The 15420-nt window shown below is 39.5% G+C and carries 16 protein-coding genes; 9 read left to right on the forward strand and 7 right to left on the reverse strand.

Annotation, left to right across the window (positions count from 1 at the left end):
* The first annotated feature begins 12 nt into the window (after positions 1–12).
* The 5 genes from P3L56_RS14265 to P3L56_RS14285 all read left to right on the forward strand — a co-directional run bounded on the left by P3L56_RS14265 (position 13) and on the right by P3L56_RS14285 (position 3691).
* On the forward strand, positions 13–834 hold the full coding sequence (locus P3L56_RS14265) for a hemin ABC transporter substrate-binding protein (protein WP_198860823.1): 822 nt from the start codon (positions 13–15) through the stop codon (positions 832–834).
* A complete protein-coding gene (locus tag P3L56_RS14270; protein ID WP_131680644.1) occupies positions 831–1832 on the forward strand; it encodes a FecCD family ABC transporter permease in 1002 nt (333 codons plus the stop codon). Before P3L56_RS14265 ends, P3L56_RS14270 begins: the two co-directional genes overlap by 4 nt.
* The gene (locus tag P3L56_RS14275; RefSeq protein WP_395347456.1) at positions 1833–2624 is read left to right on the forward strand and encodes a heme ABC transporter ATP-binding protein; all 792 of its coding nucleotides are present in this window, start codon (positions 1833–1835) and stop codon (positions 2622–2624) included.
* 307 nt (positions 2625–2931) lie between these two features.
* On the forward strand, positions 2932–3144 hold the full coding sequence (locus tag P3L56_RS14280) for a HEAT repeat domain-containing protein (protein WP_131680645.1): 213 nt from the start codon (positions 2932–2934) through the stop codon (positions 3142–3144).
* Between the two features lie 328 nt (positions 3145–3472).
* Positions 3473–3691, forward strand: coding sequence for a HEAT repeat domain-containing protein (locus P3L56_RS14285; RefSeq protein WP_042845009.1), 219 nt, complete (start codon positions 3473–3475; stop codon positions 3689–3691).
* A 96-nt stretch (positions 3692–3787) separates the two neighbouring features.
* On the opposite strand, the gene fghA is transcribed toward P3L56_RS14285, so the two are convergent.
* The 4 genes from fghA to P3L56_RS14305 form a co-directional block, all read right to left on the reverse strand.
* Positions 3788–4615, reverse strand: a complete 828-nt coding sequence (fghA, locus tag P3L56_RS14290; protein ID WP_272686106.1) for an S-formylglutathione hydrolase — start codon at positions 4613–4615, stop codon at positions 3788–3790.
* Between the two features lie 11 nt (positions 4616–4626).
* Entirely contained in the window at positions 4627–5739 is a 1113-nt protein-coding gene (locus tag P3L56_RS14295; RefSeq protein ID WP_042845011.1) for an S-(hydroxymethyl)glutathione dehydrogenase/class III alcohol dehydrogenase, read from the reverse strand.
* A 17-nt stretch (positions 5740–5756) separates the two neighbouring features.
* Positions 5757–6029, reverse strand: coding sequence for a formaldehyde-responsive transcriptional repressor FrmR (frmR, locus tag P3L56_RS14300; protein ID WP_166685940.1), 273 nt, complete (start codon positions 6027–6029; stop codon positions 5757–5759).
* Between the two features lie 301 nt (positions 6030–6330).
* Positions 6331–6657, reverse strand: coding sequence for a DUF1090 family protein (locus P3L56_RS14305; protein ID WP_166685941.1), 327 nt, complete (start codon positions 6655–6657; stop codon positions 6331–6333).
* A gap of 578 nt (positions 6658–7235) precedes the next feature.
* Here P3L56_RS14305 and P3L56_RS14310 point away from each other — a divergent pair.
* Both P3L56_RS14310 and P3L56_RS14315 read left to right on the forward strand, forming a co-directional pair.
* Positions 7236–8333, forward strand: a complete 1098-nt coding sequence (locus P3L56_RS14310) for a fatty acid desaturase family protein (protein ID WP_198860824.1) — start codon at positions 7236–7238, stop codon at positions 8331–8333.
* A gap of 383 nt (positions 8334–8716) precedes the next feature.
* On the forward strand, positions 8717–9661 hold the full coding sequence (locus P3L56_RS14315; RefSeq protein ID WP_166685943.1) for an ATP-grasp fold amidoligase family protein: 945 nt from the start codon (positions 8717–8719) through the stop codon (positions 9659–9661).
* Between the two features lie 68 nt (positions 9662–9729).
* Here the strand turns inward: P3L56_RS14315 and P3L56_RS14320 are convergent, their stop codons facing one another.
* The 3 genes from P3L56_RS14320 to prpR form a co-directional block, all read right to left on the reverse strand.
* Positions 9730–10872: an MFS transporter gene (locus P3L56_RS14320; RefSeq protein ID WP_042845016.1), complete on the reverse strand. Its 1143-nt coding sequence runs from the start codon at positions 10870–10872 to the stop codon at positions 9730–9732.
* 360 nt (positions 10873–11232) lie between these two features.
* The gene (locus P3L56_RS14325; RefSeq protein WP_164975507.1) at positions 11233–11433 is read right to left on the reverse strand and encodes a hypothetical protein; all 201 of its coding nucleotides are present in this window, start codon (positions 11431–11433) and stop codon (positions 11233–11235) included.
* Between the two features lie 47 nt (positions 11434–11480).
* Positions 11481–13061, reverse strand: a complete 1581-nt coding sequence (gene prpR / locus P3L56_RS14330; protein ID WP_198861457.1) for a propionate catabolism operon regulatory protein PrpR — start codon at positions 13059–13061, stop codon at positions 11481–11483.
* 244 nt (positions 13062–13305) lie between these two features.
* Here prpR and prpB point away from each other — a divergent pair, with 244 nt between their 5' ends.
* Positions 13306–14193, forward strand: coding sequence for a methylisocitrate lyase (prpB, locus tag P3L56_RS14335; protein ID WP_042845017.1), 888 nt, complete (start codon positions 13306–13308; stop codon positions 14191–14193).
* Between the two features lie 62 nt (positions 14194–14255).
* Entirely contained in the window at positions 14256–15419 is a 1164-nt protein-coding gene (prpC, locus tag P3L56_RS14340) for a 2-methylcitrate synthase (protein WP_210831911.1), read from the forward strand.
* Position 15420: the final 1 nt, after the last annotated feature.

The following is a 15420-nucleotide window of genomic DNA, read 5'->3' on the forward strand; positions in this document are numbered from 1 at the left end:
AGGTAACTTATTATGAAACAATGGCTTCTAACAATTGCAACGCTGGTCATATCAATGAGTGCTTACGCAACAGAACGTATCGTCACTTTAGGTGGTGACGTCACTGAGATTATGTATGCCCTAGGAGCGGAACAACAACTCGTTGCCCGCGATAGCACCAGCCTTCACCCCGAGCTAGCAACCAAACTTCCTGATGTTGGCTACATGCGGATGCTAAATGCGGAGGGCGTGTTATCCATGCGCCCAACACTCGTACTAGCGAGTGAGCTCGCAAAACCTTCGATGGCATTATCACAAATAGAAAAAAGTGGTGTAAAAATCATCAAGGTAACGGGGAAGCCTAATTTAGAAGCCATTCCCAAAAAGATTGAGACTATTGCTAACGCCGTGGGAAAAACGAGCCAAGGCGAGCTACTTATTAATCAATTTAATCAAGCACTAAGCCAGGTCAATACAACGCCTATTGATAAAAAAGTTCTATTTATCATGAGCCATGGCGGAGTCCTGCCCCTTGCAGCAGGGAAGCAGACTGCCGCAGATAGTGTTATCAGCGCCATCGGGGCAAAAAATGCGATGTCTAACTTTGAGAGTTACCGCCCTTTATCTCAAGAAGGGTTACTCTCAAGCCAACCTGATTTAATCGTGTTTACGGAAGAAGGCGTTAAGTCACTAGGGGGGATCGATAAAGTGTGGAAATTACAGGGAATGTCAATGACACCTGCAGGGAAAAACAAAGCTCTGCTCGTTGTTGACGATGTCGGTATGCTCACCTTTAGCTTAGGTACCCCTCAAGTCATGCAACAACTACGTGAGGCATTAGAAAAGTCCCAATGAGCCGTTTTAAAAACCCATTTTTGGTGATTATCGTTTTATTTCTAGTGCTTTGTGGCCTGACCGTTCTCGCATCTAATGCAGGTGCAATGAACTTTTCATTTAAAACGCTATGGCAAGCTTCTGCCACAGATACCGACTGGCAAATTTGGTTAAACATTCGCCTGCCGCGTATTTTAATTGCAATCCTAGTCGGCCTTGCACTCGCTGTTTCAGGTGCAATTATGCAGGGCCTATTTCGTAATCCGCTTGCGGACCCAAGTTTATTGGGGATTAGTAGTGGTGCAGCTTTATCCGTTGCCGCTTTTATTGTTTTTTCCATTTCATTGCCGACGGTTATGCAGGGCTATGGTCACGTTGCTGCCGCATTCGTGGGTAGCCTGACCGTTTCTTTCATTATTTTTAGTTTGAATCGTTCATCAAATGGCAATCTAGCACGGCTTTTATTAGCCGGAATTGCCATTAATGCATTGTGTATGTCATTTATTGGGGTTCTTAGCTATATCAGTAATGACCAACAACTCAGAACATTTAGCTTATGGATGATGGGAACACTCGGGAATGTTGACTGGACTTCATTGGCTATTGCCGCTTCCGTTATTTTGCCCATCAGTGTTGTCTGTTTAGCACAAGGGAACAAGCTTAATATCTTACAACTCGGCGATGAAGACGCTCATTATCTTGGCCTAAATGTTGAACGTGCTAAATTTATTTTACTCTTCCTTAGCGCCATGTTGGTCGGCTGTGCTGTTGCGATGAGCGGTGTCATTGGTTTTGTTGGCTTAGTCGTTCCGCATTTGATCCGCATGACACTTGGCCCTGATCACCGCTGGTTAATCCCAGGTTCTGCGATAGTCGGTGCTTCACTACTCTTAATTGCCGATACTATTGCGCGAACAGCTGTTGCCCCTGCAGAAATACCTGTTGGTTTACTCACTGGCCTTATTGGTGGCCCCTATTTCTTATGGTTGATTCTACGGCAACCCGCGGGGAAAATTTAAATGACGCAAATGAAACCAACATTGTTAGAAGCCAAAAATCTATCTTACAAAATCCACGACAAAACCTTGATCCAAGATATCAGTTTATCGATAGGACAAGGGGAAATGGTCGTTATTATTGGGCCTAATGGTGCAGGTAAATCCAGTTTATTGAAGTTACTTACCGGCTACAATACTCCAACTCAAGGTGCTTGCTTTTTAGAAGGCAAGGCACTATCCGATTGGGATCACAACCACTTAGCACGTAAACGCGCTGTCATGAAACAGCATAGTCACCTGCAATTTGCATTTACGGTTGAAGATGTAGTTGCTATGGGGAGAACACCTTATGGCTCTGAAAACAAGCACCTTGCCATTGATGAGGCGTTATCACAAACGCACTGCCAACCATTGCGTCAACGGGATTACCGGCAGCTTTCAGGGGGGGAACAACAGCGAGTCCAATTAGCGCGCGTGTTAGCCCAATTATGGCAGCCAACCCCACAACCGGCTTGTTTATTTCTTGATGAGCCAACCTCTGCTCTCGATTTATACCACCAACAGCATAGCCTACGGTTATTACACCAACTCACTCGTGAACAGCCACTAGCAGTTTGCTGCGTATTGCATGACCTTAACCTTACAGCATTATATGCGGATAAAGTCTTATTAATCCATGATGGTCAACTTGTGGCGAAAGGTTCTCCTACTGATGTATTAACCACCGAAAACCTAACGCGTTGGTATCAAGCAGATTTAGGCGTCACTCTACACCCTGAAAATAACACACCATATATTTATTTACGCCATTGATTTATTTATAATATTAATTACCCCATAAGCACTTTAACTCATAACTTGCTAAAGTGCTTTTATTTACCCTTTAATCTAATTATCTGTCACTATTTAAAATAGCCCTACTCTTGTAAGTTGTTGCCGTGATGATTTATTTCCTGCATAGCCTATTGATTTACCATTATTAAATATACAACGTGGTTATTATTCTAAAAATGAGTAGAATCAAAACAATACGTTAATAATAAGCCTAAATTAAAAAATAAATATCAAGTAATTTCACTTAGAATGCATGTGTGATTTAGTAAAGCAGACAAGGAAGCACATGGAAAATAATATCATAACAACATTAATAGAATTAACACACCGAGGAAATGATGATGTAAAAATAGCGGCCATATCTGCATTAGGGGATTATCGAGCCACAGTTGAGCAGCAGACGGCTGTCACTCGGCTACTTGAATTATGCAAAGACCCAAATAAAGATGTTGCGGTATCTGCAATAAAAGCATTAAGTAAACTTTCTGACCACTTTTAATCTATGGGTAATACTATTTTTGCGAGTCATGCTATTGTATATAGCACTCACCTTCTAGCTTATTGTCATAAACTTTAACAGGCTTTCTTATTCCCTGAAAAATCACCATTGAACCTGATACCGACGAAGATAAACCCCTATGACTTATTAGGTAATTTGGTGATTAAACCCTCTTATAAAATAGCACACAGCAACCGAGTTTTTTTAATATTATTTATAATTTTATTTTGCTAATATCAACGTTCCTGCACTTTAATAATTAGGAAATTAATAATATTAATATATTTCTCCCATCTATTTTTAATAATAGTATTTTTTAGGATAAATTATGGACCACAGAGTGTTAGAAACATTTCTTCGTTTAACTAAACGAAAAAATGATGACGTCAAAATAGCCGCCATTTCAGCTTTAGGTAACTGTAAACTACCTATTGAGCAAAATAATACAATTAACCGATTACTTGAACTCTGTCATGACCCAAATAGAGATGTTGCAATAAGTGCAATCAATGCTGTGAGCAAATTATTAAACCAACACTTTGAATAGAATAATACTCTGAAATTTGTTATCTAAATATTTCTAATTTTTATAATAAAAAAGTGAAACTCATTATCGAGCCCCACTTTTTATGTTTTAGTTATTTTATTTCAAATGTAATGCATGGAACGCAATGTGTTCACCAATAAAACTACTAATAAAATAGTAACTGTGGTCATAACCATCGCGTAAATTTAATGTATATGCATGCTGTTTTTTATCGCAAATATCAGCAAACAATTCAGGCTTTAACTGTTCTTTATAAAAAGGGTCCGCCGTACCCACATCAACTAATATTGGGGGAATAGAGTCCGCGTTTTCAAGCAAATTTACCGTATCGTATTGAGACCAACGCTCCCGTTCATCCCCTAAATATGCCGTAAATGCTTTTTGCCCCCATGGAACTTGAGATGGAGCCACAATAGGTGCAAACGCAGATAAACTACAATAACGGCCCGTATTACGTAAGCCAATCATCAGTGCCCCATGCCCACCCATGGAATGACCAAAAATGGAGCGCTTATCTGAAGCGGGTAAATGAGCTTCGACCAAAGTGGGTAATTCCGACACAATATAATCATACATTTGGTAATGGCTATTCCATGGAGCTTGCAGAGCATTAATGTAAAAACCCGCTCCTTGACCCAAGTCATAAGCCTCATCATCCGCCACTTTAGCCCCTCTAGGGCTTGTGTCAGGGGCTACCAAAATAACACCATGCTGAGCAGCAAACTGCTGCGCACCCGCCTTAGTAATAAAATTTTGCTCATCGCAGGTTAACCCTGACAACCAATAAATCACTGGGCAAGGCTGAATTTTTGCCTGAGGCGGTAAATAGGCAGCAAATTTCATTTCACAGCCAAGCACCGTAGATTGATGTTGATAAACATCTTGCCCCCCCCCAAAAGAGGCATGGCGTTCAATTCTCTCCATGACCCCCTCCCTTAGTCGTAGTGAATAACTGTACGAATTGATTTACCTTCATGCATTAAATCAAATGCTTCATTAATGCTATCTAATGGTAAGGTATGTGTCACAAACGGCGCGAGTTCGATATCCCCTTTCATTGCATCTTCAACCATTTTTGGTAGTTGACTACGCCCTTTCACACCACCAAATGCAGTGCCTCGCCATGAACGACCTGTAACCAATTGGAATGGGCGAGTCGATATTTCCTGCCCTGCACCAGCAACACCAATAATAATTGATTGCCCCCAACCACGGTGGGCACTTTCCAATGCTGCTCGCATCACATTGACATTACCGATACATTCAAAAGTATGGTCAACCCCCCACTCCGTCATTTCAATTAATACCTGCTGGATGGGTTTATCATAATCTTTAGGGTTTAAACATTCCGTTGCACCAAACTGACGTGCTAATTCAAATTTTGCGGGGTTAGTATCAATCGCAATAATGCGCCCAGCTTTTGCTTGTCTTGCCCCTTGAATGACAGCAAGGCCAATACCACCTAGACCAAATACAGCAACAGAATCACCTTCTTGTACTTTCGCCGTATTGTGAACTGCGCCAATACCTGTTGTTACACCGCAACCTAGTAAGCAAACCTCTTCATGATTGGCTTGCGGATTAATTTTCGCTAAAGAGACTTCTGCAACCACAGTATATTCACTGAAGGTTGAGCACCCCATATAATGGTAAATAGGTTGCCCGTTATAGGAAAAACGCGTTGTACCGTCAGGCATTACGCCTTTACCTTGTGTTGCCCGTACAGACACACACAAATTGGTTTTACCTGATTCACAGAAAACACACTTCCCACACTCCGCAGTATAAAGAGGAATAACATGGTCACCTACCTCAACACTTGTTACCCCTTCACCAACTTCCACAACAACCCCAGCACCTTCATGCCCTAAGACAACGGGGAAAAGCCCTTCTGGGTCATCGCCTGACAAGGTGAAAGCATCCGTATGACAAACACCCGTGTGGCTAATCTTAATTAATACTTCCCCAGCTTGAGGAGGCATTACATCAATCTCTACAATTTTCAGTGGTTCGCCTGGACCAAATGCGACTGCTGCACGTGATTTCATCATTATTCCTTATTTATTTATCGCAAGTATGTTCGAATCAGTGAAATAGCATCATCCACTGAATCTTTTTGCAATTGTGTTGTTGCTGACTCTTGAAGCCCTTCGCGTAAGTGGCTTTCTAATACCCCAGCCATCAAACCATTAACTGCACCGCGAATTGCCGCTATTTGCTGTAAAATCGCGGCGCATTCAGCTTCATCTTCCAAAGCCGACTCTAGAGCTAATAACTGCCCCTTTATTTTCCTGACTCTCGTCAGTACCGCTTTTTTTTCTTTTGGTGAATGTGGCATATTCAAGCCCTTTCTTATACATAGGGGGAGTATAGTATCTAAGAGATTATCTGTACAGGGCTTATCTATTTGTAAAAATAAAAGCTTAAAATTCCCCTTAGTGAGAAAATAAATTATCTATTTGGTTTATAAAGTATAATTAACTTATATGCAGAGAAAGAAAGGTATAAAAGCGTCAAATACCAGGCTGAAAAGTAATTTTCCTCGCCCACTTAAGCGTAAAAAATTTTCGATGAAAAATGCAAAGTAAATATCCCAAAGATGGGTTATCTACTTTGCAAATTAATAACCAAGGTTTAGATTAGTTGTTCAAGGTTTTTAATCGGTTGATTTCTTCGCGAAGAGCATCTATTTCTCGCTCTAATTTCTCAGTATTGTCAAGGTGATACTGATTATTCAACCTCGTAGGGCCTGTCGCACCCGAATAATGGTCATAACAATTATTTTGTACCTTAGTAATCGCACGTTCTAACCCAGCAACTCTATTTCGATTCCCATGCATTTTGGCATATCTTAATTGCTTTTCTAATTGGTAAATTTTATTTTCACAACCATAGTATTTATATCCTGCCGAAGAAGATAATGGGATAAATAATATTGATAAAAATATTAACAATACTTTTTTCATTCAAGACTCCTACATACAAAAATATTTTAATCACTAAAATATAATCATTTTTGTACATTATTTAATATAGGTAACCTCCTAATTTAGCTTAATCCAATAGAATATAACAAATAAAATGCGTAAAACACCGTAATGATGATAATGATTATTTATCATAAATACTAAATGAAGCTAAAAACATTCTTTCTGATGCTTTATTACAGACAGACATACTTTTCTTTGTTACTTTATGTTCAACGGACTATTCTACAAGGATGTAGCTAAAAATTTGTTCCTTAATCTTATCAGTTTTCTCTGGTTAAGCATTATTCTCCCAACCAAATCGATTAGTTTAATTCAACTATTATCGTTATATAGTCGTTTCCTGCCTTGATTAAACTGACTTCTTAAACTTCTCATCAATTAAGCACTATTGGCTAATAGCCAGCGAATTTAATAAAAATAGGATATAACGAATACTTTTTCTTGGTTAAGAATAGGTCGAAACCATCACTGCTTTTCATTTTTATTTTGCGGCTATTTACGGAGTAACGCTATAGTATAGATTCTAAAGAAAATCACCCCCACAGAGAGTATTAATGCACCCTTCTGAATTCGAATTAACATTTGCAAATGCTGACGAAAAACGTTTTCATGGCGCATTAAAACAGGCGAGCCAAGCGTACCTGCACGCAAAACAAGACCATGTATATGCAGGGAAAGCTGACCTAATAGCTATAGTGACCTTGTTTGCTATTGCTCTATTGAGTTACCTGCCAACACTGTTTACCTCGTCCACTTTGGTTTACGTATCCTCTTACTTTGTATTCGTTCTACTTATTATGTTATTAAATGTAATAGGCCAACATGACGCTTGCCACAATACCCTGTTTAAAACACGCTGGAAAAATCGCGTATTTGGGCGCTTCGTAACCTTACCTCTGGGACTAGAGCCTGAATTTTGGCGTACACGGCACGTTCATTATCACCATCATTACGCCAATATTGAACACTATGATCTAGATACTGAAGAAAATGGGGTTTTTCGCCAAACGCCATTCCAGAAATGGCGTCCCTTTATGAAATATCAACATATTTATTGGCCTTTTGTTGCCTCACTCTCATTGACATGGATTGCATTAGTATTTGATTGGTCAGATAGAACTGGGAAAACACGCTTAAAAACTCAAAAAGTTTTAGAGGGTAAGTTAGGATGGAGCCTCTTTCTTGCTAGCAAATTAGGCCATTTAATCTTAATGATAGGGTTGCCGTTATTCTTTGCTCATAGCCATGGGATCAGTTATACCACAATATTTATTACTTATTTATTAAGCCAAATGGTCGCCTCTATTTTTGTCATTTACTTGCTCCTCGGTACTCATTGGGCAGAAACACAATTTTTTACCGCTCCTGATGACAAGCAAATAAAACATGGTTGGTACCATCATAATTTTGTGACGGCTTGTGATTGGGTCCCTTCACCTCATTATTTGTGGCGCTTAACCGGTGGGTTAAATTACCACCTCACTCACCACCTTTTCCCTAATTGGCACCACCGTCATTACCCTGCTCTCGCCAAGATTTTGGCAACGCTCGCACAACAACATAACATGCCGTATCGCTGCATTAATTACAAACAGCTTGTTGCTGCGCAGTTACGTTTCTTACGACGAATGGGGGAGCCTCCCTTATCATAATTCCCTAAACAATGTTGTCTTATTCCCCCCTTACTTTCGCAATGCCAGGCATATCCTAAATAAATTAATTTAGGATATGTCACTATTAAAATAATTACTTAAGAGTAACACGTTAGACTTTTGCTATTTTATTACTAAAAAAACATTGTTAATAACAATCAATTAAAACAATTGATTTAATTATTGATATAAAAATAAGCAACCCATTATCCTTCATTACAACCAACATCTTTTATTTATCATTTATTTAGCATTAATTTATTAAGAAATTATTAAGTCGGACATTACGTTTATTGATGATTTATTTAAGTTATAAAAAATATAATCGAAGAAAAATTATATTTAAAACTACACACTACAATTTTAGAATGGTTAAAACTCGCATGAAAAAAGCAGAGTATTTTATAAAACAATTACGCACATTTGTTGTCAGTGATAAAACGTATCTGGCTAATAAATTTACTAAAAATCTTAATTATCGTCCTGATTTTAAAGCCCCGAGAAGCTTTAATGAGAAGGTGAATTTTAGGATGCTACGTGACAAAAACCCACTTTACACTCAGTTTGCAAATAAACTAGCCGTACGTGATTATGTTTCCCGTACAATAGGTAATGAATATTTAGTCCCTATTTTAGCGACCTATAAAAATGCCAATGAAATCATTATTGATGACCTACCGGAATGTTTTGTTTTAAAATGTAGTCATGATAGCGGCAGTAGCGTTATATGTAATAATAAAGCTGAATTTAATTGGCCGAAAGCAAAGGATAAATTGGCATTTCATTTAACCAAAAACCTTTATTACATTACTCGTGAACGTCATTATAAAAATATTCCAGCACGCATTATCTGCGAGGAATATATTGATTTATTTGCCAATAAAAACAAAAAACTCGTGCCTGAAACATGCCGTGTTCACTGTTTCTCTGGTAAACCTGTCTATGCTGAAATTGATTATACTGATGAGCTTGGTAATGAATTTATTAACATCTATGATGTTAATTGGCAGTTGCAGCCCGTTACCTTTGGCTACCCGAATATGTTAGACCCTGTTTCTGAACCGCCATTGTTTAAAGAAATGTTACGTCTAGCCGAAATCCTGGTCACTCCTTTTGACTACTGTCGAGCCGACTTTTTAATGTCAGATGAAAATACACTTTATTTTAGTGAGTTGACCTTTGCACCAAATGCAGGCAGAACAGAAATATCGCCACTTTCATGGGACTTTAAACTGGGGGAATTGTGGGAGCAGCGGATCACACCAGCAAAAAATGATGTTCCTGTAGGGGCTAAACTCGCCACCCCTGCCGCTAACAAGAAAAAATAATACTAAATAAAACAAAAGGCTCTGTACTAAGTAACAGAGCCTTTTTGTTGTTGGCAAACTGAGTAAATTTAATTCGCCAAAACACTCGCTTTACGGCGTAAGCTAGCAATTAACATATAAATTGCCGTTACCAACAATACAAGGAAGAAGAAATCCACTAGCCCATTCTGCTGGTTTAAAAAAGTCCCAGCTGCTATCGGCCCCATTGCTGAGCCAATACTATAACTAAATAGCATAACCTGAGTTGCTGCAACAATATAGGACGAATCAAGGTTGTCACAAGCTAAGGTAATTGCAACAGGATATAGCGCAAATGTTGACATCCCTAATAATGCTAGAGCCACAATCATGACTAAATAATCGCTAGAGATATAAATCACCCCCATCGCGAAAACACCTAACAAAGAAACCATCGCCAATAATAATGTTTTACTCATCATAACAGATAACTTGCTGACGACTGGCTGAATTAACATCCCACCTAAAATAATTGAAGCCATCAAAACACCCACTTGGTCAGTGGTAAATTGATCTTTTTTCAATGATAGTGGCATTAACCCATAGATAGTGCCCATCGTCATACCCGAAACCATACAACCAATAATTGCGGGTTTACTTAAACGAGATATTTTCTTTAATGATAATTTTTGGTGTGAGCCACTTTCAGGCTGGCCTCCACGCACAAATAATGGCGGCATAACAGCTAATAATAATAACCCTAAAACCACCATAAAAGGGTATGCACCATGCGTACCAATAACGCCAATCGCCAATTGACCGAGTGTTGTCCCGCCATATAATGAAGTCATATAAAAACTTAGGCGTTTTGCTCGTTCTTTAGGGTTATCACCAATCAATAACCAAGATTCAACAACGACAAAAATACCGGCGACAGCAACCCCTGCGATTAAGCGGTTCGGCAGCCAAGCTTCAATGGTAGGAACCCAAGGTAGTACAATCACCGTTGCCGCTAACATTAACAGAAAACCAATAAATGCTAAGCGATGGCCTATTTTTGCAATAACAGGTTCAATCAGCATTGAACCAATTAATAAGCCAATATAATAAGCGCTGGCTAACCACCCGGCATATTGTGTGTCAATGCCAAAACTCCCCATCGACAGAGGAATTAAGCTCATTAAATAACCCGATGCAATAGCAAAAATCGTTAACCCTGCAACAGGAACGAATGCATTGTCGCGTTTGCGCATGATAGTAGTGGACTGATTCACGCCCCACTCTCCAACTAACAAAGTAAATAATATGCGCTGCAACTACATCGTAGAATACGACAACGTTGTGTTCTTAAAAAAGGAACACAATTCGGCGATTAGTGCAGTAGTAAAATAACAAAGGTAAGACTAATTTGAGCGCAATATAGATCGTTCAATCGCTAAGTTAAAATGAGAAAATCTAATGGTGACTAGCAAAATAATTTATGTGAGAAAAATCACGTTTTTTACCAGGGATAACTTAGATAAAACACTGGTACAAAAAATAAATTATCACATTAAAAACAACAAGTTAAACAAAGCCAAGCTTAAATGGTTTCTGTTACTTTTTGATACAACTTAAGTAATATTCCAAGTAGCGAAAAGTGCTATCCCACAAAATAATTCATTTATTAATTTATTCATTACAATATTGACTATATAAAGCCAATCACCCCCAACTATTTTATATTCAATAACCCCATCACTTTTTCTTTTTATATAAGCGTAGGCATTAGATGATTCGTTTCCAAAATAGCCAACACTTAACTTATAGCTCATAAAATAATTACTGAGTGTTTAATCAATGCCAATGATAACTGACCGACTTAAGTTGAAAGACGACGCCAAAGTGTTGTTCTACTAATCCCTAAATACTGAGCTACGGCTTTGCGGTCCCCATTAAACCGGGCCATCACTTGCTCTAATGACTCATCAAGTTTATTTTCCGTTACTATTTCAGTGCCGTCATCGATATGCCTTTCTGGTGACAAACTCATTAACATCGTTTTTGTAATTGCTTTTTCTGGATAAGCGCTGCAATACAATGCCACACGCTCCATTAAATTTCTCAATTCACGTACGTTACCAGGCCACACATAATTGACAAAAAAATCACGGCTATCCAACAATTGCTGGACCCGAAATGAAGGTAATGGCAGCATCAAACCTGCAAATGCTAGCTTTAATAACCTTTCAGCTAGCACCAAAATATCGTCTCCGCGCTCATTGAGAGCAGGCACTCGCATTCTTAGCACCCCAAGTCGGTAAAAAAGATCAGCTCGAAAACGCCCTTCTTTTACCCAGCTATCTAAATCACAATGTGTCGCACAAATAACTCTCACATCCACCTGTAGAGGTTTATACCCCCCCACACGTACCACAGAACGCTCTTCCAGAACCCTAAGTAACCGAGTTTGTAATGCAATTGGCATCTCACCTATTTCATCTAAAAACAGCGTTCCACCATTCGCGATCTCAAATAACCCAGCACGACCACCGCGTCGAGACCCTGTAAATGCCCCTTCTTCATAACCGAAGAGTTCAGCCTCTAGCAATGTTTCCGGAATTGCGCCACAGTTTACAGCCACAAATGGCATATGTTTTTTACTGCGCTTATGTTGATTAAATAAGGTAAACTCATGATGGATTGCTTGTGCAACCATTTCCTTCCCTGTTCCACTGTCCCCTTGAATAAGTACAGTCGCATCTGAACGGGCATACAGCATAATCGTTTGCCGCACATGTTCCATGGGGGATGAAGAGCCAATCAAGTCATTGATAGTATAGCGAACTTTTGTAGGGTTAACGGGCAAATACTTATCTTGGGAACGACTATTTTGCTGTGATAATCTGCTCAGTTCAATCGCATCAGAAAATGCTTGTCGTATCGTTTGCGTCGAGTAAACAAAAATCCCTGTCATGCCCATTTCATCGGCAAGGTCCATAATCAAACCCGCACCAACCACGACTGATATTCCCATCGCTTTTAGAGCTTTAAGCTGCGATCTCGCATCTTCCGCTGTCACATAACTTCGTTGCTCAATATGCAAACCGAAGCGGGATTGAAACTCATCCAATGAAGGAATGATATTTTTATAATTGATAATTCCTACTTTATCGCTTATTTCTCTGGCCTTTGCTAATGATTGCATCACATCAAAGCCGCTGATTTTGACAATAATAACCGGAACTGAAACATGACTTTTCAAATAAGCCCCATTCGAACCTGCGCTAATAATGGCATCACAATGCCCTTCTTTTAAACGCTCACGTACGGCTTCTGCCGCCTGCTCAAAGCCAAGGTTTAATGGGGTAATGTCAGCTTGTTCGCTAAACTCAGGGCTAATATCCCGAAAAAGCGTGAATAATCTCGATACTGAGACGGTCCAAATAATCGGTTTATCCATAAAGACGATACCTTTCTCATGTTTCATTTTATGTTTCATTTAACAATATAATGTTTCAATGAAACAAAATAGCCTATTATTTAAAATCTGCTCTTAATGTCACAATTTAAATAAATTCTTAATCAATTGATTTCTAATAATTTTATAAAAAATATTTTTTATTTTTCAAACTGGCATACCAATTGCTATATGACTACCACTACAATAAATTTATTACATATCATTAACAATTAATGAGGCTACTATGTCATCGATTTCTGCTGGACAAAAATTTCGTGATGCAGTCACGCAAGAATCTCCATTGCAATTAGTGGGAACAATTAATGCCAACCACGCCTTACTCGCTAAACAAGCAGGTTATAAAGCTATCTATTTATCTGGTGGAGGGGTCGCTGCTGGGTCATTAGGCATGCCTGATTTAGGTATTTCAACATTAGATGATGTACTGATTGATATTCGTCGCATCACAGATGTGTGTGATTTACCGCTACTGGTTGATGCAGATATTGGCTTTGGCCCTTCCGCTTTTAATGTGGCTCGTACAGTAAAATCGTTCTGTAAAGCAGGAGCCGCAGGCTTGCACATTGAAGATCAAGTTGGTGCAAAGCGCTGTGGTCATCGCCCTAATAAAGAAATTGTCTCGACACAAGAAATGGTTGACCGTATTAAAGCGGCAGTTGATGCACGTACAGATGATAGCTTTGTGATTATGGCACGAACAGACGCCTTAGCTGTTGAAGGAATAGATGCCGCGCTTGAGCGAGCACACGCCTATATAGAAGCCGGTGCTGATATGCTATTTCCAGAAGCCATTACTGAACTATCCATGTACCAGCGCTTTACGAGTAATACATCCGCCCCAGTGTTGGCTAATTTAACTGAATTTGGCCAAACCCCGCTGTTTACCCTTGATGAGCTGCGCAGTGTCGGCATCGCAATTGCGCTTTACCCGCTTTCTGCATTTCGCGCGATGAATAAAGCAGCAGAACAGGTTTATTCCACACTACGTAAAGAAGGCACCCAAAAAAGTGTTATTCCTCTTATGCAAACACGGGAAGAACTTTATCAAAGCATTCATTACTACGATTATGAACAAAAACTTGATGCTTTGTTTGCTCAGAAAAAACCTTAATTCGTTAGGCCATCATATTTAACACAAGTTGCACCTCCTCTATCCCCTACAAGGAATAAATGATGAATGAACAACTTAATCGCCCTGAAGCATCTCAATTTAAACCTAAAAAATCTGTTGCGCTTTCCGGTATCGCGGCTGGAAATACCGCTCTTTGTACTGTAGGCCGTAATGGCAATGACCTACATTACCGTGGGTTTGATATTCATGACTTAGCAACTCAGTGTGAATTTGAAGAGGTCGCTTATTTGCTGATCCACGATAGGCTTCCTACCGCAACCGAACTAGTCGCTTATAAAGAAAAACTAAAATCTTTTCGTGGGTTACCTGCCGATGTAAAAAAAACGCTAGAGTCCATTCCAGCTAATGCACATCCAATGGATGTCATGCGTACAGGGGTTTCAATGATGGGCTGTGTCCTTCCAGAAAAAGAATCCCATTCCTTTTCTGCTGCTAGAGATATCGCTGACCGCTTACTGGCATCGTTAGGCTCAATGTTACTGTATTGGTATCATTTTAGTCATCATGGACGCCGCATAGAGACCCAAACCGATGATGACTCTATTGGCGCACATTTTTTACATTTATTACACGGTAAAAACCCCCCTGCACAGTGGGAAAAATACATGCATATTGCCTCTATTTTATACGCAGAGCATGAATTCAATGCATCCACTTTTGCAGCCAGAGTTATTGCAGGTACAGGGACAGACTTTTATTCCGCAATGACCGGTGCTATTGCTGCACTTCGAGGTCCTAAACACGGTGGAGCAAATGAAGTTTCATTAGAAATTCAGCAACGTTATGCATCGATGGATGAAGCTGAACAAGACATTATGTCTCGTGTAAAAAATAACGAGGTGATTATTGGTTTCGGTCATCCCGTTTATACCCTCGCCGACCCACGCCATCCCATTATTAAATCGGTAGCTTTACAGTTATCTGAACAAAACTTAAATCGTCATTTATACACGGTTGCTGACCGCATTGAATCCGTGATGAAACGCGAAAAAAATATGTTTCCTAATTTAGATTGGTTTTCCGCAGTGGTGTATCACTTGATGGGCATCCCAACCGCCATGTTTACCCCATTGTTTGTCATGGCACGTACTGCGGGCTGGTCTGCTCATATTCTTGAACAACGACAAGACAATAAAATTATTCGCCCTTCAGCCAACTACATTGGCCCTGAAAATCAACTATTTACTCCGATAGAACAGCGCTAAT

Origin of the sequence: Providencia sp. PROV024 (assembly GCF_032709665.1) — a bacterium.
Lineage (GTDB): Bacteria > Pseudomonadota > Gammaproteobacteria > Enterobacterales > Enterobacteriaceae > Providencia > Providencia huashanensis.